This is a genomic window from Mesorhizobium sp. AD1-1, assembly GCF_020164655.1.
Lineage (GTDB): Bacteria > Pseudomonadota > Alphaproteobacteria > Rhizobiales > Rhizobiaceae > Mesorhizobium > Mesorhizobium ciceri.
Genome location: NZ_JAIUGP010000006.1, coordinates 127,069 through 145,628 on the forward strand (window position 1 = coordinate 127,069; position 18,560 = coordinate 145,628).

Here is an 18,560-nt window from a genome sequence, read left to right on the forward strand (position 1 = left end):
TTCTCACCCGAGAATGCCGGGCAGGTTGAGCTGGTGCTCCTTGGCGCATTCGACGGCGATTTCGTAGCCGGCATCGGCGTGGCGCATGACACCGGTCGCCGGGTCATTCCACAACACCCGCTCCAGGCGCCTGGCGGCTTCGCGCGTGCCGTCGGCGACGATGACCATGCCGGCGTGCTGCGAGAAACCCATGCCGACGCCGCCGCCATGGTGCAGCGACACCCAGGTGGCGCCCGACGCCGTGTTGAGCAGCGCGTTGAGCAGCGGCCAGTCGGATACCGCGTCCGATCCGTCCTTCATCGATTCCGTTTCGCGGTTCGGCGAGGCGACCGAGCCGGAATCGAGGTGATCGCGACCGATGACGACAGGCGCCTTCAGCTCACCCTTGGCCACCATCTCGTTGAAGGCGAGGCCGAGCCTGTGGCGGTCGCCAAGGCCGACCCAGCAGATGCGCGCCGGCAGGCCCTGGAAGGCGATGCGCTCGCGCGCCATGTCCAACCAGTTGTGCAGGTGGGTGTTGCCGGGCGTCAGTTCGCGCACCTTGGCGTCGGTCTTGTAGATATCTTCCGGATCGCCCGACAGAGCTGCCCAGCGGAAGGGACCTATGCCGCGGCAGAACAGCGGACGGATATAGGCCGGCACGAAGCCGGGGAAGGCAAAGGCGTTCTCGAACCCCTCCTCCTTGGCCACCTGGCGGATGTTGTTGCCATAGTCGAGCGTCGGCACGCCGGCGTTCCAGAACGCCACCATCGCCTCGACATGTTCGCGCATGGAAGCGCGCGCCGCCTTCTCGACCGCCTTGGGGTCGCTGACGCGCTTCTCGCGCCACTCGGCCATCGTCCAGCCCTTCGGCAGATAGCCGTTGATGGGATCATGCGCCGAGGTCTGGTCGGTGACCATATCGGGGCGAATGCCACGCCTGAACATCTCCGGGACGATCTCAGCCGTATTGCCAAGCAGGCCGACCGACTTCGCCTCGCCGGCCTTGGTCCAGCGTTCGATCTTTTCCAGCGCCTCGTCGAGCGTCTCGGCGCGCTCGTCGACGTAGCGGGTGCGCAGGCGAAAATCGATCGAGTCCGGGTTACATTCGATGGCGAGACAGCAGGCGCCGGCCATGACGGCGGCGAGCGGCTGGGCGCCACCCATGCCGCCGAGACCGCCGGTCAGGATCCATTTTCCCTTGAGATTGCCGCCGTAGTGCTGGCGGCCGGCCTCGACGAAGGTCTCGTAGGTGCCTTGCACGATGCCTTGCGTGCCGATGTAGATCCACGAGCCGGCCGTCATCTGGCCGTACATCATCAGGCCCTTCTTATCGAGCTCGTTGAACTTTTCCCAATTCGCCCAGTGCGGCACCAAATTGGAGTTGGCGATCAGCACACGCGGGGCGTCCGGATGGGTGCGGAAGACGCCGACCGGCTTGCCCGACTGGACCAGCAAAGTCTCGTCATCGGCCAGCGTCCTCAAGGAGGCGACGATGCGGTCGAAATCGTTCCAGGTGCGCGCCGCCCGGCCGATGCCGCCATAGACGACCAGTTCGTTGGGATTTTCAGCAACATCCGGGTCGAGATTGTTCATCAGCATGCGCAGCGGCGCTTCCGTCAGCCAGGAGCGCGCGCTGATTTCGGTGCCGCGCGGGCTGCGGACTTCGCGGATGTTGTGGCGAGGATTGTTCATGGCGTCACTCCATAAAGGATCTGATGTCAGACGCGCGCCCAGGATGTCGCGGTCTCGAGGATTTTCCGCAGGGTGGCGCGGATCGGTGCTGCGAACTCGGCGTCATAGGGCACCGGCCAATTGTCCGGCGTGCCCTTGCCATCGGGCTCGCGCATATAGATGCGGTTGGAGAGTTCCATCTGCAGTGCGTGCACGCCTTGTTGCGGCTGGCCGAAATGGCGTGTGATCCAGCCGCCCTTGAAGCGGCCGTTGATGACAAAGGTTTCACCGGTTTCGGCCATGATCTGGCCGACCATCGCCTGCAGCGTCGGATCGGCGCTCCTGCCGTCATTGGTGCCGAGATTGAAAACCGGCAGCGTGCCTTCAAACAGACGCGGCAGCACTGAACGGATCGAGTGGCAGTCATAGAGCACGATCTTTTCGTGCAAGCCACGCAAGCGGTCGATCTCGGCGTGCAAGGCGGCATGGTACGGCACGAAGAATTCCTCGCGACGCTCGTCGATCTCCGACGGCCCCGGTTCTTCGCCCTCGCGATAGAGCGGATCGCCATCGAAGGTCTCGGTCGGGCAAAGGCCCGTCGTCGCCTGGCCGGGGTAAAGCGAGGCGCCGGAGGGATCGCGGTTGACGTCGATGACGGTGCGGGAGATCGCGGTGTGCACCACCGTCGCCCCGAGGCCGGCGGCAAAATCATAGAGATTATCGATCCACCAATCGCAGTCGCGGCGGCCGAGCCAGGGCGAGACCAGCCGATTCTCAAGGCCGGCGAGGTCGACTCCGGTATGTGGTATCGACACCAGCAACGGGGCTGTGCCGGGCGTGACCGTCAGCCAGGGCGCGCTTGCCATCACACCGCTCCGGAAATCGACGGCAGAGCCACACCGCCGGCGGCCTCGATGGTCGCACCGCTGCGCACCATGGCGATGGCTTTTTCCATATCGGGGTGGAAATGGCGGTCATTGTCGAGATGCGGCACTTCGGCCCGCACCAGCCTGCGCACCGCCTCCAGGGCGTCGCTCGACGCCAGCGGCGCGTGGAAATCGCAGCCTTGGGCCGCGGCCAGCAGTTCGATGCCGATCACCGCGGTGGCGTTCTCGACCATGCCGATCAGCCGGCGCGCGCCGTGCGCGGCCATCGAAACATGGTCCTCCTGATTGGCCGAGGTGGGGATCGAATCGACTGATGCCGGATAGGCTTTCTGCTTGTTTTCGGAAACGAGCGCCGCCGCCGTCACCTGCGGGATCATGAAGCCGGAGTTCAGGCCGGGCTTGGGCGTCAGGAAGGCCGGCATGCCGGAAAGTGCCGGATCGACAAGCATGGCGATGCGGCGCTCCGACAGCGAGCCGATCTCGCAGACGGCGAGCGCGATCATGTCGGCGGCGAAGGCCACCGGCTCGGCGTGGAAATTGCCGCCGGAAAGCGCGGTGTCATCCTCGGCGAAGATCAGCGGATTGTCGGTGACGCCGTTGGCTTCGGTGCCCAGCGTGTCGGCCGCCTGGCGCAGCACGGTGAGTGCAGCGCCCATCACCTGCGGCTGGCAGCGCAGGCAATAGGGATCCTGCACGCGTTCGTCGCCAACCCGGTGCGATTCACGGATGGCGCTGCCGGCCATCAGATTGCGCAGGGCGTCGGCCGTCTCGATCTGGCCGGGATGCTTTCTCAGCACATGGATGCGCGGATCGAAGGGGGCGTCGGAGCCTTTTGCCGCGTCGGTCGACAGGGCACCGGCGACCAGCGCCGATTGGTAGAGCACTTCGGCCTCGAACAAGGCGGCCAGCGCATAGGCGGTCGAAAACTGGGTGCCGTTGAGCAGCGCCAAGCCCTCCTTTGCGCCCAGTGCCACCGGCTCCAGTCCATGCGAGACGAAGGCGACCTTGGCCGGGAAACGGCCATGTGGGGTAAAACATTCGCCGACGCCGATCATCACCGCCGTCATGTGCGATAGCGGGGCAAGGTCGCCGGAGGCGCCGACCGAACCTTGCGCCGGCACCACCGGGATGACGTCGTTGGCCAGCATCGCTTCCAGCAACTCGATGGTTTGCGGCCGCACACCCGACGCGCCCTGCGCCAGGCTGGCGAGCTTCAGCGCCATCATCAGCCGGCAAACGGCAACCGGCATCGGCTCGCCGACGCCGGCGGCGTGCGACAGGACGATGTTGCGCTGCAAGGTCTCGAGATCCTCGGCCGGGATGCGGACGCTGGCCAGTTTGCCGAAGCCGGTGTTGATGCCATAGACCGGCTCGCCCTTGGCGACTATCCTAGCGACGGCCTCGGCGCTCGCCTTGATTTTCGGCCGGCAGGCATCGTCCAGCTTGGGCACGGCGCCACGATAGATGGCGCGCCAGTCGGCCAGCGTCGCATTGCCGGGCTTCAGGGTCAGTTCGGTCATTGTCCTCTCCAGATGCGGGCATGCAGCGGGTTGAAGCCCATGCGATAGACGAGTTCGGCGGGGCGCTCGATGTTCCAGATCGCCAGGTCGGCGGATTTTCCGGCTTCCAGCGTGCCGGTTTCTCCCAGCAAACCAAGCGCGCGGGCCGCCTCCCGGGTGACGCCGGCAATGCATTCATCGACGGTCAGGCCGAACAGGGTCGCGGCCATGTTCATGGTCAGAAGCAGTGAGGTCAGCGGCGAAGTGCCGGGATTGTTGTCGGTGGCGACAGCCATCTTGACGCCGTGCTGGCGAAACAAGCCGATCGGCGGCTTCTTGGTTTCGCGAATGAAATAGTAGGCGCCGGGCAGGATCGTCGCCACGGTTCCGGCCTTGGCCATCGCCGCTGCACCTGCCTCATCGGTGTATTCGAGATGGTCGGCCGACAGCGCACCGTAACGGGCGGCGAGTTCGGCGCCATGCAAATTGGACAGTTGGTCGGCATGAAGCTTGACCGGCAGGCCGGCCGCCTTTGCAGCATCGAAGACGCGCGCCATCTGTTCCGGCGAAAAGGCGATGCCCTCGCAGAAACCGTCGACGGCATCGGCCAGCCCCTCGGCGGCAACCGCCGGGAGAATTTCCTTGGCGACCAGATCGATAAAGGCGTCCTTGTCACCCTTGGCTTCCGGCGGCAGCGCGTGGGCGCCGAGGAAGGTCGTGCGGATCGTCACCGGCCGCTGGTTGCCCAGCTGTCGTGCGGCACGCAGCGACTTCTTCTCGTTTTCGAGGTCCAGGCCGTAGCCTGATTTTACCTCCACGGTCGTTACGCCCTCGGCGATCAGCGCATCGAGGCGTGGCAGTGATTGGGTGACCAGTTCGCTCTCGCTGGCGGCGCGCAGCGACTTGACCGAGGAGACTATGCCGCCGCCGGCCCGGGCGACCTCTTCATAGGTGGCGCCGGCCAGCCGCATCTCGAATTCGTTGGCGCGGTTGCCGGCATGGACCAGATGGGTGTGGCAATCGATCAGGCCAGGCGTGATCCAGCGGCCCTCGCAATCGACCGTTTCGGCGGCCAGGGCAAGTGTCGGGGGCAGCTCCGACTCGGGGCCGGCATAGACAATGCGGCCGTCACGCGCAGCGACCACGCCATGTTCGACGACGCCAAGTCCGGCGGACCCGTCGGCCATTGTCGCCAGCCGCGCATTGCGCCACAGACGAAGATCCCCTGCCCGGCTTTTGCTCTTTGCAGCCATCATCTTTTCCGTTTCAATCGATGACGATTATGTATATACATATTGAAACGCACTGCAAGTGCCTTCATCGCATGAGACACAGAGAACCGGAGAGAAAAGTGGCAGCAATCTTTGCGGAACAGGCGCTCCTTCCCGATGGCTGGCGCGAAAATGTGCGGCTTACCCTGGCCGAGGGACGCATCACAGCCGTTCAGCCTGGCGCTGCTGCGGCAGCCGGCGACGAACGTCACGCGATCCTGTTACCCGGCATGCCCAATTTGCACAGCCACGCCTTCCAGCGCGGCATGGCCGGCCTTGCCGAGCTTCGCGGCCCCTCCGCCGACAGTTTCTGGAGCTGGCGCGAGGTGATGTACCGTTTCGCCCTGTCGATGACGCCCGATCAGGTCGAGGCGGTTGCCGCACAACTCTATGTCGAGATGCTGGAGGCCGGTTTTTCCCGCGCCGGCGAATTTCACTATCTGCATCACGACCGCGATGGAAAACCCTACGCCAACCCAGCCGAGATGGCCGAGCGCATTGCGGCCGCGGCCGGCGAGGCAGGCATCGGCCTGACGCTTTTGCCGGTGTTTTATGCGCACTCGTCTTTCGGCGGTGCCGCACCAAACGAGGGCCAGCGGCGATTCATCAACGATGTGAATCGATTCTCGCGGCTTGTTGAGAAATGCCGCGAATCGGTTCGCGCGTTGGATCAGGCTGTTGTCGGCGTCGCTCCGCACAGCCTTCGCGCCGCGACACCGGAAGAACTGATTGACGTGACTGCCCTGGCGCCGGACGGGCCTATCCACATCCACATTGCCGAGCAGGTGAAAGAAGTCGAGGATTGCCTTGCCTGGTCGGGCGCGCGGCCGGTCGAATTTCTGCTGGCCAATGCCAAAGTCGACAAGCGCTGGTGCCTGATCCACGCCACCCACATGACCGATGCTGAAACCGTTGCCATGGCCAAAAGCGGTGCCATCGCCGGCCTATGCCCGATCACCGAGGCCAATCTCGGTGACGGCACTTTTGCCGCGCCGCTGTTCAGGGAACATGGCGGCCGCTATGGCGTCGGCTCCGATTCCAATGTGCTCATCGGCCTGCCCGACGAGTTGCGCCAGCTCGAATATTCGCAGCGTCTCGCCCACCGCGCCCGCAATGTGCTGGCGGTCGCCGGCGGCTCGACCGGCCGCGCACTGTTCGACGCCGCACTCGACGGTGGCAGCGTCGCGCTTGGCGCCGGCGCTTCCGCGATCGCCGCCGGCGCATCCGCCGATCTCGTCTCGCTCGATCCCAAAAATCTCTCGCTGGCAGGCAAGACCGGCGACGCGATCCTCGACGCCTGGATCTTCGCCAATGGCAGCAAGGTCGACTGCGTCTGGGTGCATGGCCGCAAACAGGTTAGCGGCGGCAGGCATGTGAAGCGAGAGGCCATCGCTGAGCGTTTTCGCAACGTGATGACGGCGCTTTCGGCATGAGCATGGCCGGCACTGTGGACGCGGAAGGCGGCGGCTCGCTGCACCAGCGCATCCTCTCCGACATCAGCGAGAAAATCCTGTCCGGCGCCTGGGCGCCCGGTCATCGCATCCCGTTCGAGCATGAGTTGAGCGTGCAATACAATTGCTCGCGCATGACGGTGAACAAGGCGCTGTCGCAGCTTGCCAAGGCCGGACTGATCGAGCGCCGCCGCCGCTCAGGCAGCTTTGTGCGCCGGCCGCAGTCGCAGGCCGCGGTGCTGGAAATCCACGATATCCGCATCGAGGTCGAAGCGCTCGGCCTGCCCTATCGCTACGAGCGCGTCGCCCGACACAAAAGGCGCAGCAGCGCCGGGGATCGCGCGCTGCTGGAACTCGGCGTGGCCGGACCGGTGCTGGCGCTGGAGTGCGGTCATTTCGCCGGCGAGCGGCCGTTCGCGCATGAACAGCGGCTGATCAATCTCACCGCCGTGCCCGAGGCAGCGGACGAGGAATTCGTGGCCACCGCACCAGGACCATGGCTGATTGGCCGCGTGCCGTGGAGCGAAGCCGAGCACCGGATTCGCGCTGTCGCCGCCGACAGGCATATCGCGGCTGCACTCGATATAGAAACCGGTGCGCCCTGCCTGGTGGTCGAGCGACGGACGTGGAGTGCCGAGCACCCGGTCACCCATGTGCGCTTCACCTACGCGGCCGAGAGCCACACGCTGGTGGCGAGGTTCAGGCCGCAGGGGTGAGGCTGACCTCCCCCCACGTGGGGGGAGATTGGCAGCTCCAACGCCTCAAATCGCAGCGGTAATAATAATCTCGACCAGATATTCCGGGGCGGCGAGCTTTGCTTCGCCGGTGGCGCGGGCTGGCGTGTTGCCCTGCGGCACCCACTTGTCCCACTCAGCGTTCATCTCGGCAAAGGTGCTCATGTCGGCCAGCCAGATGATCGCCTGCAGGATCTTGGTCTTGTCGGAGCCAGCCTTGGCCAGCAATTCGTCGACAGCCGCCAGGATGTCCCTGGTCTGCGAAGCGACATTGCCGGTTGGCTGGCCGACCTGACCAGCCAGATAGACGGTATTGCCATGGATGACGATCTGGCTCATGCGCGGGCCGACATCGATGCGACGAATGCTCATTGGATGGTTCCTTCCTGTGGCGGTTGCGCTTCTTTAGAGTCGCGACCGGCTTGGGGCAAGGTCGCCAGGTCGAATCCCCTTGGGCCAACGGCATATGATACGCACACACGGCAAGTTGACCCTGCGGCCGCAATTCCGCCGGATTGACTTGTTGACTAATGTAATAACATCACATATCCAATCGGCCGCTGCCAGCAGCCGGATTTCGCCGCCTACGGATCGCAGAATGACAAATACCTGCCTGACATTCCGCGACCTGACGCTTGGCTACGGCAGCCATCCGGCGATCCATCATCTCGACGGCACCATCCGCAAGGGCTCGCTGACCGCTGTGGTCGGCGCCAACGGCTCCGGCAAATCGACGCTGATGAAAGGTATTGTCGGCGTCCTGAAGCCGATGGCCGGCGAGGTTGTCCGCGCACCCGGTGTTCGCGCGGCCTATCTGCCGCAGCAATCGGAGCTCGACCGCTCCTTTCCGGCGCGGGTGGTGGATCTGGTTTCGCTCGGCCTGTGGCCACGGCGCGGCCTGCTTGGCCGCTACACCAAGGAAGATCGCGATGACGTCAGCAAGGCGCTGATGGCGGTCGGCCTCGGCGGCTTCGAGAAGCGGCCGATCGACACGCTGTCGGGCGGCCAGTTGCAGCGCACGCTGTTTGCGCGGGTCCTGCTGCAGGACGCCGACCTCATCCTGCTCGACGAACCCTTCAACGCCGTCGACGCCAAGACGGTCGGCGACCTGATCGCGCTGATCAAGCACTGGCATGGCGAGGAACGCACCATCATGGTCGTTGTCCACGATCTCGACCTGGTGCGGCAGAATTTCCCCGAAACGCTGCTTCTGGCTCGCCAGCCGATCGCCTGGGGCGAAACCAGGGAAACGCTGAAGCCGGAAAATCTGCTGCGCGCCCGCCGCTTCCACGAAGCCTGGGAAGAGAACGCGCCCTGGTGCGAACCAGACGAGCACGCCCATGGTCATGATCACCATGGCGATGATCACGACCACCATGACCATCAACATGGCATCGGACCGAGGGCTGCCTGATGGACACATTTTACGGTCTTGTCATCGCGCCCTTCGCCGATTTCGCCTTCATGCAGCGGGCGTTGATCGGCTCGCTGATGCTGTCGCTCGGCGCCTGCCCGATCGGCGTCTTCCTTATGCTGCGGCGCATGAGCCTGTCGGGCGACGCCATGGCGCACGCAATCCTGCCCGGTGCAGCCGCCGGCTTCCTGTTCTATGGGCTGGAAATCCTGCCGATGACCATCGGCGGCCTGATCGCCGGCGTCATCGTCGCGCTCGGCGCCGGCGCCGTCTCGCGCTTCACCATCCAGCGCGAAGACGCCTCGATGGCGGCTTTCTACCTGATTTCGCTCGCCATCGGCGTGCTGATGGTGTCGATCCGCGGTTCCAGCGTCGATCTCATGCATGTGCTGTTCGGCACCGTGCTGGCGCTCAATGACGAGGCCCTGACGCTGATCGGCGGCATCGTCACGGTGACGCTGGTCAGCCTCGCCATCTTCTGGCGGGCGCTGGTCGCCGAATGCCTCGACCCGCTGTTCCTGCGCTCGGTCAGCCGGCTCGGCAGCCCGGTGCATTTCATCTTCCTCGGCCTTGTCGTACTCAACCTCGTCGGCGGCTTCCAGGCGCTCGGCACGCTTCTGTCGGTTGGGCTGATGATGCTGCCGGCCGCGGCCGCCCGCTTCTGGACGGTTCGCGTCGAGCCGATGTGCGTGCTGGCCGTACTGATCGGCTTCGCATCCTGCGTCGCCGGGCTGCTTTTGTCCTATCACGCCTCGCTGCCATCCGGCCCGGCCATCATCCTGTCGGCCGGCGTCGTCTATTTCGCCTCGATCCTATTCGGCACGCGCGGCATCCTGCGCGCGCGCATCATCCATCACCGTCACAGAACGGCCTGATCCCCGCCCCTAGAAGGAGACCCCTCTATGCTGAAATCCATCCATGCTGCCCTGGCGATGAGCGTTATAACATTAACCGCCTTTGGCGCATCGTCGGCCTTCGCGGCACCGCTGAAAGTGGTCGCCAGCTTCACCGTCATTGCCGATTTCGCCAAAAATGTCGGCGGCGACCGCATCGATGTCACCACCATCGTCGGGCCGGATGGCGATGCCCATGTCTACGAGCCGAGCCCGGCCGATGCGGTGGCCATGGCCAAGGCCGACATCGTGCTGGTCAACGGCCTGCATTTCGAAGGTTTTCTGCAGCGGCTGGTCGATGCCAGTGCCACCAAAGCCTCGATCATCACCTTGACCAAGGGCGTGACGCCGATCGATTTCAAGCCTGAATTCGCCGATGCCGACGCGGCCGAAGGTGCCGGCACTGGCGGCGGCAAGACGGTCACCGATCCCCACGCATTCCAGTCGATTGCCAACGCCAGGATCTATGTGAAGAACATCGCCGAGGCTTTCTGCGCGGCCGATTCGGAAGGCTGCGTCAGCTATCAGACCAATGCCGCCGCCTACACCAAGAAGCTTGATGCGGTCGAAGGTGAAGTGAAAGCGGCAATTGCCTCGATCCCGGAGAGCAAGCGCGTCGTCATCACCTCGCACGACGCCTTCGGCTATTTCGAACATGCATACGGCCTGACCTTCCTCGCCCCGCAAGGGGTGTCGACCGACTCCGAACCATCCGCCGCAGACGTTGCCAAGCTGGTCAATCAGGTGAAGCAGGACAAGGCGGCTGCGATCTTCGTCGAGAACATCACCAACCCGCGCCTGATCGAGCAGATCGCCAGCGAAACTGGCATCAAAGTCGGCGGCACGCTCTATTCGGACGCGCTGTCGCAGCCCGACGGCCCGGCCGCGACCTATATCGACATGATGCACAACAACATCCGTCAGATCAAAGGCGCTATTCTCGGCAGCTGAGTTTGAAGGATTGCCCAGCCGGGCCGCATCGGCCCGGTTGGATTTCTGGCACGCAATGTCTATTTGGCAGAGAAATCCTTCGGCACGGATTGCCGCCCATGTCGGGGAGTGGCAAGACTGCCACCTGACCAGTTTGCGAGGATGCTGCCATGGAATACCGCGAAATCAGCGAGGACTATTCGGTCTCGGGCCAGATCCAGCCCGAAGACGTCGCCGCCATCAAGAAAGCCGGCTTCAAGAGCGTCATCTGCAACCGGCCCGATGACGAACAGCCGGGCCAGCCTTCTGCCGACACCGTCGGGGCAGCGGTCGAAGCCGCAGGCCTCGGCTTCCGCTACATTCCGGTGATCAGCGGCCAGATCACGGCCGAGAATGTCGAGGATCAGGCCGAAGCGCTCGAGGAACTCGACGGCCCGGTCTTCGCCTATTGCCGTTCCGGCGCCCGCTGCACCAATCTCTATGGACTGATCCAGCAGTCGAAGGGTTGAACGGCCCTTCCGTCATTAGGCTGGCGATCCTTCACACCCCCTCTGGCCTGCCGACGTATCAATGATATCCGCTCAGATTAAATCGGCAGCGCGCCGGTTTCCTTCAGCGTCTCCAGCACGATCGCCGTCTTCACGTGCTGCACGGATTCGTGCGGCAGTAGCACGCCGTTGACGAATTCCGACAATGATTTGAGATCCGGCGTCACCACTTTCAGGATGTAGTCCATCTCGCCGGTCAGCGCGTGCGCTTCCTGCACTTCGGGCAGCCGCGCCACCAGTTCGCCGAAGCGCCTTGCATTGTCGCGATTGTGGGTGGCGAGCGTGACCGAAATGACGTTGACCAGGGAAAAACCGAGCTTGTCGCGGTCGAGAACGGCGCGATAGCCCCTGATGAAGCCGTCCTCCTCCAGCCGCTGCCGGCGGCGCGAGCATTGCGACGCCGACAGGTTCACCCGCTCCGAAAGATCGTTGTTGGTCAGCCGCGCATCACCCTGCAACAGTGCCATTATCTTGCGGTCGAACTGGTCAATGCGCGCCTCATCCATGGCTTTCCCTCACATCATGCATGCTTCACGCATGACATCATCATTTCAAGCGTTTGAATGCAAGCACCGTGCGCCTCCTCCGGGTTATGATCGTGTCAAATCGCCTTTTCAGGCCAAGTCAGCTTTTGGAGGAATGCCATGGGTCCCTTTCCGCACGATGCCCCGCCCGCCAGGATCAGCAAGGACAACCCGGCCGGCACCGATGGGTTCGAGTTCGTCGAATTCGCGCATCCGGAGCCGCAAAAGCTGGCTGAACTGTTCACCCGCATGGGCTATGTCGCGGTGGCCAAGCACCGCACGAAGGACATCACCGTCTGGCGCCAGGGCGACATCAACTATGTCGTCAATGCCGAACCCGGCTCGCATGCGATGAAGTTCGTCGACAGGCACGGCCCTTGCGCCGCCTCGATGGCCTGGCGGGTGGTCGATGCCAAGCATGCTTTCGACCACGCGGTTGCCAAGGGTGCCACACCTTACGAAGGCGCCGACAAGGCGCTGGACGTGCCAGCGATCGTGGGCATTGGCGGCTCGCTGCTCTATTTCATCGAGACCTACGGCAAGAAGGGTTCGGCCTATGATGCCGAGTTCGAGTGGCTGGGTGCGCGCGACCCGCGGCCGGAAGGCGTCGGCTTCTACTATCTCGATCACCTAACCCACAATGTCTATCGCGGCCAGATGGACAAATGGTGGGATTTCTACCGCAACCTGTTCGGCTTCAAGCAGATCCATTTCTTCGACATCGATGGCAAGATCACCGGCCTGGTCAGCCGCGCCATCACCTCGCCCTGCGGCAAGATCCGCATTCCGCTCAACGAGTCCAAGGACGAGACCAGCCAGATCGCCGAGTACCTGAAGAAGTACAATGGCGAAGGCATCCAGCACATCGCCGTCGGCACCGACGAAATCTACGAGGCCACCGACAAGCTCGCCGCCAACGGGCTGAAGTTCATGCCCGGCCCGCCGGAAACCTACTACGACATGTCGTATGACCGCGTGAATGGCCATGACGAGCCGATCGAGCGGATGAAGAAGCACGGCATCCTGATCGACGGCGAAGGCGTAGTCGACGGCGGCATGACCAAGATCCTGCTGCAGATTTTTTCGAAAACCGTGATCGGCCCAATCTTCTTCGAGTTCATCCAGCGCAAGGGCGACGAAGGTTTTGGCGAAGGCAATTTCCGCGCGCTGTTCGAATCGATCGAGCAGGATCAGATCAAGCGTGGCGTGATCAAGGTTCAGGCGGCGGAATAGCCATCGAACTCACTTGCGGCCCGGCCAGTTATGACCTAAATTCTGGTCATAAGAGGTCATCTATGAATATCCCCATGGCAAAAGCGAAGGCTCAGCTTTCCGAATTGGTGAAACGTGCCCAGGCTGGCGAAGAGATCCATCTGACCCGACATGGAGAGGTTGTCGCAACCTTGAGCGCTCCCGTTCGGGCTGGTGGGAGCAAAGGCTTGCTTGGCGCCCTGAAAGGCCAGATTTGGATATCGGATGATTTTGATGAACTCGGTCCCGAATGGGACGAGTATATTAAATGAGCCGCAGATATCTGGTCGATACCCATATTCTGCTTTGGGTACTCAACGCCGATTCACGTCTTTCGGATCATCATCGCGATATCTTTCTCACAGGCAAGGATGTGATCGTCAGCGCCGTCTCGGTGGCCGAGATCGCCATCAAGAAATCGCTCGGCAAAGTGACGCTCACAGGCGACATCGTGGACATCCTGCGATCGAACGGGATTCCGATTCTCGGCGTAAACGAACTACACGCGGCGAGACTTGAACATCTGCCGCTTCACCACCGCGATCCCTTCGACCGCCTGCTTATTGCGCAGACCCAAATTGAAGGCCTGACGTTGGTCTCCGCGGATCGGCAATTTTCAGCCTATGACGTCGTATTGGCCTGATCGCCCAAGCCCAGCCGCTTGACCTCTTTCGCCGGGCTGAAGGGACAATACCGCGCGGTAGAGTCGGTCGTTCGACCAGAGATTGTTGCCGGCCATGCTGCGCGGGTAGTCGGGCAGGCTCATCACGTCATCCGGTTGACCGCGACAGATACAAGCCCGCCCACATAACGACAAATCCAGCAAGAACGATCAGCAGCAACCAGTTCATACGCCGACGCATGCTCTGCGTTTCCGCGTCCCGCGCGACGTCCATGTTGGTGACGGTGTGGAACATCATCGCCTTGCGCGGAAAGCCGCTGCGGTTGGTCAGGTCGGGCGATCGCGCCTCGATGCGATAGCTCAGCCGGATCGCCTGGACAAAGACCGCCAGTATGGCGAGTGCCCAGACTCCAGCCAGCAGATAGACCCCCGTCATGCCCTCACCTCTCGTATTTTTCGACCTTCTGCTCGATGGCGCCGAAGATCGAATGCCCGGTTTTGTCCTTCATCTCGATGCGCACCGTGTCGCCGAAGCGCAGGAACGGCGTTTTGGGTTCGCCCGACACAATGGTTTCGATCATGCGCAGTTCGGCGATGCAGGAATAGCCGGCGCCACCGGCCGAGACAGGCTTGCCCGGCCCGCCGTCTAGCTTGTTGGAGACGGTGCCGGAACCGATGATCGTGCCGGCGGCCAATGGCCGTGTCCTTGCTGCATGAACGATCAGCGCAGGAAAGTCGAAGGTCATGTCGATACCGGCATTGGCGCGGCCGAACGGCTTGCCGTTGAGATCGGCAAGCAGCGGCAGGCTGACCTTGCCGCCGTCCCAGGCATCACCCAGTTCGTCCGGCGTCACAGCGACCGGCGAAAACGCCGAGGACGGCTTTGATTGGAAAAAACCGAAACCTTTCTCCAGTTCCGGTCCGGTGAGCGCGCGCAACGTAACGTCGTTGACCAGCATGACCAGTCGGATCGCTGCCTTTGCTTCTTCGAGGCTTGCACCCATCGGCACATCGTCGACGATGACAGCGACCTCGCCCTCCATGTCGATGCCGAAGGCTTCGTCAGCCGTGCGGATCGGATCACGTGGCGGAATGAAAGAATCCGAGCCGCCCTGGTAGATCAGCGGGTCGGTCCAGAAGCTCGCCGGCATCTCGGCGCCGCGCGCTTTGCGCACCAGCTCGACATGGTTCACGTAAGCCGAGCCATCGGCCCATTGATAGGCACGCGGCAGCGGCGAATGGGCGTCATGTTCGTGGAAGCGCTCCGCCGGCATCGCATTGTTCTCAAGCGATTCCGCTATTGTCGCGAGATGCGGGGCGATGCGCCGCCAGTCGTCGAGCGCCGCCTGCAGCGTGCGAACCAGGAACGAGGCGTCGGTGAAGCGTGTCAGGTCGCGCGAGACGACGACGAGTTTCCCGTCGCGCGTCCCGTCCTTCAATGTGGCAAGCTTCATGCGGTTTCCTCTCCTGCTGCAGCTTTGGCGCTGCTTAAGCCCACAACAAGACCGTCGCGGGCGATCGTCAAGTCGCCGTTCCAAGTTTTCCTGACAGCGGCAGTCCAGTCGGCCTCGCCTATCAAAGAATCGTCGGCCGGAATGAGGTGGTTGAGCACCAATCTCTTCACGCCGGCATCGCTTGCGATGCTGCCGGCCTCTTCGGCAAAGCTGTGGCTGGCGAGCAGATGCTCTCTGAGCCGCGCACCATTGCCGGTCCTGGCCACCAGTCGCTCGATGCCTTCTTCCAGCATTGCCTCGTGGACGAGGATGTCGGCGCCTCGGGCAAAATCGGCGAGCGGCGGATAAAAGGCCGTATCGGCGGAGAACACGACGCTTTTGGCGCCATGCTCGAAGCGAAGAGCAAAACAGTCGGTCACCGGCGGATGCTCGACGCGCAGCGCCGAAACCGTCAAGCCGCCCTGCGCGACCACCTGGCCTTCGCCGAATTCGCCGATCGACACCAGATCGCGAATATCCGGCCGGCCTTCGTCAACGATGCGGATCTCGATGTCGAACTCCATCGCCTGGCAAAAGCGCCGCCAGTAATGACCGGTGCCGGGCGGACCGAACACGCCGACGGGCGTCGCGAGGCCCGCCGTCCAGGCGGTGTGGATCAGCGGCCCCAGTTCCAGCACATGGTCGGAGTGCAGATGCGTGATGAAGATCAGGTCGAGCGACTTCAGGCTGGTGCCGGCATCGACCAGACCACGCGTCACGCCAAGGCCGCAGTCGACGGCGATGCTGCGGCCGCCGATCTGCAGCAGCGACGAACTCGGCCATGGACCACCCGGCCGCAATGCCGGGCCACCCTTCGAGCCCAAAAGCACCAGCCGATCCGGCATTGGCTCGGTGATCAAGACCAGTCGCCCTCGGGCGTGCCGTTGAAACGCTTCTTCAGGTCGGCCCAGCAGTCGATGTAGTTGTCCTGCCGGGTTTCGAGCTCGGCGCCGTAGCGGGTCAGCATCTGCGGAAATCGGGTCTCGAACATGAAGGCCATGGTGTTGTCGAGCTTGACCGGTTTCAGCTCCGCGCGCGAGGCCTTTTCGAAGCCAGGCGCATCCGGCCCATGGGCCAGCATCAGATTGTGCAGGCTGATGCCGCCGGGCACGAAACCTTCTTCCTTGGCGTCGTACTGGCCGTGGATCAGGCCCATGAACTCGCTCATGATGTTGCGGTGGTACCAGGGCGGCCGGAAGGTATCTTCGGCCACCAGCCAGCGCGGCGGAAAGATGACGAAGTCGATGTTGGCCGTGCCCTCCTCGCCGCTCGGCGCGGTCAGCACCGTGAAGATCGACGGGTCGGGATGGTCGAACAAAAGCGCTCCGACCGGTGAAAAGGTCGCCAGATCATATTTGTAGGGCGCGTAGTTGCCGTGCCAGGCAACGACATCGAGCGGCGAATGGGCGATCTCGGTGACATGGAAATTGCCGCACCATTTCACGATCAGCCGGCACGGCGTTTCCTTCTCCTCGAACCAGGCGCAAGGCGTCTTGAAATCGCGTGGGTTGGCCAGGCAATTGGCGCCGATCGGGCCGCGATCGGGCAGCGTCAACTTGGCGCCGTAATTCTCGCAGACGTAGCCGCGCACTTCGGCGTCGACCAGCTCGACCTTGAAGACCAGACCGCGTGGCAGCACGGCGATCTCGCCGGGCCGCAGCTCAATGACGCCCATCTCGGTGACGAAGCGCAATGCGCCGACCTGCGGCACGACCAGCAACTCGCCGTCGGCATTGAAAAAATGATCGTCCGCCATCGAGGTGTTGGCGACATAGACATGCGCCGCCATGCCGGTCTGCCCGAGCACGTCGCCAGCGGTTGTGATGCTGCGCATACCGGCGATGAAATCGGTCGGCTCCTTCGGCATCGGCACCGGGTTCCAGCGATACTGGCCGAGCGCCAGTTCATGATCGCCGACATTGGGCGCACTCTTCCACAAGGGATAGCTCGCCGCCTTGAAGCGGCCGGTGTGCTTGACGCTCGGCCGGATGCGGTAGAGCCAGGACCGCTCATTGGTGCCGCGCGGCGCGGTGAAGGGCGAGCCTGAAAGCTGCTCGGCATAGAGGCCGTAGGCCGGCCGCTGCGGCGAATTCCGGCCCTGCGGCAACGAGCCGGGCAGCGTCTCGGTCTCAAAATCGTTGCCGAAGCCCGGCATGTAGGAAAAGGCCATTGCTTCCTCCCGGAATGGATCTCAATTGACCAAACTGGTTTCATTTGTAACCATCGAAAATGTAACCATCAATGGCGGCTTTGAAAAATGGCGATCAGGAGCGAAGCGTCCGACGCGGCTGAAATTCTCAATCTGGAAAACTTCCTGCCCTACCGGCTCTACCGGCTTGCCGACGCCGTCAGCCGCGAATTTTCGAGGATATACAAGGACAGCCATGGCCTGACGCGGCCGGAATGGCGCACCCTTTCGGGGCTGGGGCAGCATGGAACGATGACTGCGACCGAACTCGGCGAGCAATCGGCTATGCACAAGACCAAGGTTTCACGCGCCGTGGCTGAACTCGAACGGCGGCGTTGGCTTGTGCGTACGCCAGATGAGAATGATCGCCGGGTCGAGCATCTGTCGCTGACGAAGGCGGGGCTGGCCGCCTACCGCGAGATGGTGCCGCTGGCGAAGGCGTTCGAACGGGATTTGCTGGCAAGGCTCAGCGCTGAAGAGCGCACGGCGATCACCAGCGGACTGGCTGCATTGGAGACCAGTCTGGTCCCGAGCAAGAGTTAGTCCAAGATCAAGCCAATCACTCTGAACGACGGAGTTGGAGCGAGACTGCGTGGAAACTCCCGAAGCATAGCATTGCTTTCGATTTAATCGTGATTTGCGTTGTCAGGCCGCGTATAATGCCCATCATACCGACAGGAGGATACGATGAGCATTCGCACATTAAGTGTCCTGGTGACGCTGCTTGTAGGCACCTGCACATTTGCGCAGGCGCAGCAGACAAAGCCGATGTCGATCGAAGTGTTCCCTTTCGAATTGGAGGACAAGAGCGCCGGGGCGGGAATAATTCCCCCGGATGAATATGACAGGCGCTATCTGTCGGAATCAGCACAAGTTGCTAAGGACATGCTCTCCCAGTCTGGGCGTTTTACAGTAATTGATGTGCCGGCGAGGGATACACAGGCTGCGGCGCCGCACGGATTGCGCAACTGCGCTGGTTGTGAAGGCCCGATTGCCAAGGAGCACGGCGCGTCGCTTGCCTTGCTTGGCGTCGTAACGCGCGTCAACCGAACAGAACATACTATGTTCATTCGCATCCTTGACGCCGAAACCGGGAAACATGTTTCGGAGGGGTTTACCGATCTTCGCATGGGTGCGAACTACGCGTGGCCCCGCTCCGTGAAATGGCTGATGAAAAACAGAATTCTGCGTTAGGGCGGCAT

General features: G+C 62.9%; 21 protein-coding genes and 1 pseudogene. 11 read left to right on the plus strand and 11 right to left on the minus strand.

The window, feature by feature from the left end:
- Positions 1-3: 3 nt before the first annotated feature.
- The 4 genes from hutU to hutI are packed head-to-tail and all read right to left on the minus strand — an operon-like array spanning position 4 to position 5,292.
- Positions 4-1,674 (minus strand): urocanate hydratase, encoded by a 1,671-nt coding sequence (gene hutU / locus LB519_RS13900; protein ID WP_013532300.1) that lies wholly within the window; start codon positions 1,672-1,674, stop codon positions 4-6.
- Positions 1,675-1,700: 26 nt separating this feature from the next.
- Complete coding sequence (gene hutG, locus LB519_RS13905) at positions 1,701-2,519, minus strand: N-formylglutamate deformylase (protein WP_224620262.1); 819 nt, start codon at positions 2,517-2,519, stop codon at positions 1,701-1,703.
- A complete protein-coding gene (gene hutH / locus LB519_RS13910) occupies positions 2,519-4,060 on the minus strand; it encodes a histidine ammonia-lyase (RefSeq protein ID WP_063171878.1) in 1,542 nt (513 codons plus the stop codon). Before hutH ends, hutG begins: the two co-directional genes overlap by 1 nt.
- A complete protein-coding gene (gene hutI, locus LB519_RS13915) occupies positions 4,057-5,292 on the minus strand; it encodes an imidazolonepropionase (RefSeq protein ID WP_224620263.1) in 1,236 nt (411 codons plus the stop codon). The genes hutH and hutI overlap by 4 nt, the downstream gene beginning before the upstream one ends.
- Positions 5,293-5,390: 98 nt before the next feature.
- Between hutI and LB519_RS13920 the strand changes: the two genes are divergently transcribed.
- Entirely contained in the window at positions 5,391-6,743 is a 1,353-nt protein-coding gene (locus LB519_RS13920; RefSeq protein ID WP_224620264.1) for a formimidoylglutamate deiminase, read from the plus strand.
- Positions 6,740-7,477 (plus strand): histidine utilization repressor, encoded by a 738-nt coding sequence (gene hutC / locus LB519_RS13925; RefSeq protein WP_224620265.1) that lies wholly within the window; start codon positions 6,740-6,742, stop codon positions 7,475-7,477. Before LB519_RS13920 ends, hutC begins: the two co-directional genes overlap by 4 nt.
- Positions 7,478-7,522: 45 nt before the next feature.
- On the opposite strand, the gene LB519_RS13930 is transcribed toward hutC, so the two are convergent.
- A complete protein-coding gene (locus tag LB519_RS13930; RefSeq protein WP_013532306.1) occupies positions 7,523-7,867 on the minus strand; it encodes a RidA family protein in 345 nt (114 codons plus the stop codon).
- 226 nt (positions 7,868-8,093) lie between these two features.
- On the opposite strand from LB519_RS13930, the gene aztA reads away from it, so the two are divergent.
- The 4 genes from aztA to LB519_RS13950 all read left to right on the plus strand — a co-directional run bounded on the left by aztA (position 8,094) and on the right by LB519_RS13950 (position 11,241).
- Positions 8,094-8,909 carry a zinc ABC transporter ATP-binding protein AztA gene (aztA, locus tag LB519_RS13935; RefSeq protein ID WP_224620266.1) on the plus strand — a complete coding sequence of 272 codons (816 nt, stop codon included), beginning with the start codon at positions 8,094-8,096 and terminating at the stop codon, positions 8,907-8,909.
- On the plus strand, positions 8,909-9,784 hold the full coding sequence (gene aztB / locus LB519_RS13940) for a zinc ABC transporter permease AztB (protein WP_224620267.1): 876 nt from the start codon (positions 8,909-8,911) through the stop codon (positions 9,782-9,784). The genes aztA and aztB overlap by 1 nt, the downstream gene beginning before the upstream one ends.
- Before the next feature lie 27 nt (positions 9,785-9,811).
- Positions 9,812-10,753, plus strand: coding sequence for a zinc ABC transporter substrate-binding protein AztC (aztC, locus tag LB519_RS13945; RefSeq protein WP_013532309.1), 942 nt, complete (start codon positions 9,812-9,814; stop codon positions 10,751-10,753).
- 149 nt (positions 10,754-10,902) lie between these two features.
- Positions 10,903-11,241, plus strand: a complete 339-nt coding sequence (locus tag LB519_RS13950; protein WP_224620268.1) for a TIGR01244 family sulfur transferase — start codon at positions 10,903-10,905, stop codon at positions 11,239-11,241.
- 77 nt (positions 11,242-11,318) lie between these two features.
- On the opposite strand, the gene LB519_RS13955 is transcribed toward LB519_RS13950, so the two are convergent.
- Positions 11,319-11,786, minus strand: coding sequence for an Lrp/AsnC family transcriptional regulator (locus LB519_RS13955; protein ID WP_013532311.1), 468 nt, complete (start codon positions 11,784-11,786; stop codon positions 11,319-11,321).
- Positions 11,787-11,924: 138 nt separating this feature from the next.
- On the opposite strand from LB519_RS13955, the gene hppD reads away from it, so the two are divergent.
- The 3 genes from hppD (at position 11,925) to LB519_RS13970 (ending at position 13,698) form a co-directional block, all read left to right on the plus strand.
- Complete coding sequence (hppD, locus tag LB519_RS13960) at positions 11,925-13,037, plus strand: 4-hydroxyphenylpyruvate dioxygenase (RefSeq protein WP_224620269.1); 1,113 nt, start codon at positions 11,925-11,927, stop codon at positions 13,035-13,037.
- Between the two features lie 74 nt (positions 13,038-13,111).
- Positions 13,112-13,327, plus strand: coding sequence for a type II toxin-antitoxin system Phd/YefM family antitoxin (locus LB519_RS13965; protein WP_395316750.1), 216 nt, complete (start codon positions 13,112-13,114; stop codon positions 13,325-13,327).
- A complete protein-coding gene (locus tag LB519_RS13970; protein WP_013532314.1) occupies positions 13,324-13,698 on the plus strand; it encodes a type II toxin-antitoxin system VapC family toxin in 375 nt (124 codons plus the stop codon). The genes LB519_RS13965 and LB519_RS13970 overlap by 4 nt, the downstream gene beginning before the upstream one ends.
- 27 nt (positions 13,699-13,725) lie before the next feature.
- Here LB519_RS13970 and LB519_RS13975 read toward each other — a convergent pair.
- From LB519_RS13975 to hmgA, 5 genes and pseudogenes are all read right to left on the minus strand, one after another.
- Positions 13,726-13,821 (minus strand): annotated as a pseudogene (locus LB519_RS13975) (damage-inducible protein DinB); the annotation flags it as partial.
- 4 nt (positions 13,822-13,825) lie between these two features.
- On the minus strand, positions 13,826-14,113 hold the full coding sequence (locus LB519_RS13980; RefSeq protein WP_224620270.1) for a hypothetical protein: 288 nt from the start codon (positions 14,111-14,113) through the stop codon (positions 13,826-13,828).
- Between the two features lie 4 nt (positions 14,114-14,117).
- A complete protein-coding gene (locus tag LB519_RS13985) occupies positions 14,118-15,131 on the minus strand; it encodes a fumarylacetoacetate hydrolase family protein (protein WP_013532316.1) in 1,014 nt (337 codons plus the stop codon).
- Complete coding sequence (locus tag LB519_RS13990) at positions 15,128-16,015, minus strand: MBL fold metallo-hydrolase (protein WP_224620378.1); 888 nt, start codon at positions 16,013-16,015, stop codon at positions 15,128-15,130. Before LB519_RS13990 ends, LB519_RS13985 begins: the two co-directional genes overlap by 4 nt.
- Before the next feature lie 11 nt (positions 16,016-16,026).
- Positions 16,027-17,340 carry a homogentisate 1,2-dioxygenase gene (hmgA, locus tag LB519_RS13995; protein ID WP_224620271.1) on the minus strand — a complete coding sequence of 438 codons (1,314 nt, stop codon included), beginning with the start codon at positions 17,338-17,340 and terminating at the stop codon, positions 16,027-16,029.
- Between the two features lie 87 nt (positions 17,341-17,427).
- On the opposite strand from hmgA, the gene LB519_RS14000 reads away from it, so the two are divergent.
- A complete protein-coding gene (locus tag LB519_RS14000; protein ID WP_013532319.1) occupies positions 17,428-17,901 on the plus strand; it encodes a MarR family winged helix-turn-helix transcriptional regulator in 474 nt (157 codons plus the stop codon).
- 144 nt (positions 17,902-18,045) lie between these two features.
- Positions 18,046-18,552, plus strand: a complete 507-nt coding sequence (locus LB519_RS14005) for a DUF2380 domain-containing protein (RefSeq protein ID WP_013532320.1) — start codon at positions 18,046-18,048, stop codon at positions 18,550-18,552.
- Positions 18,553-18,560: the final 8 nt, after the last annotated feature.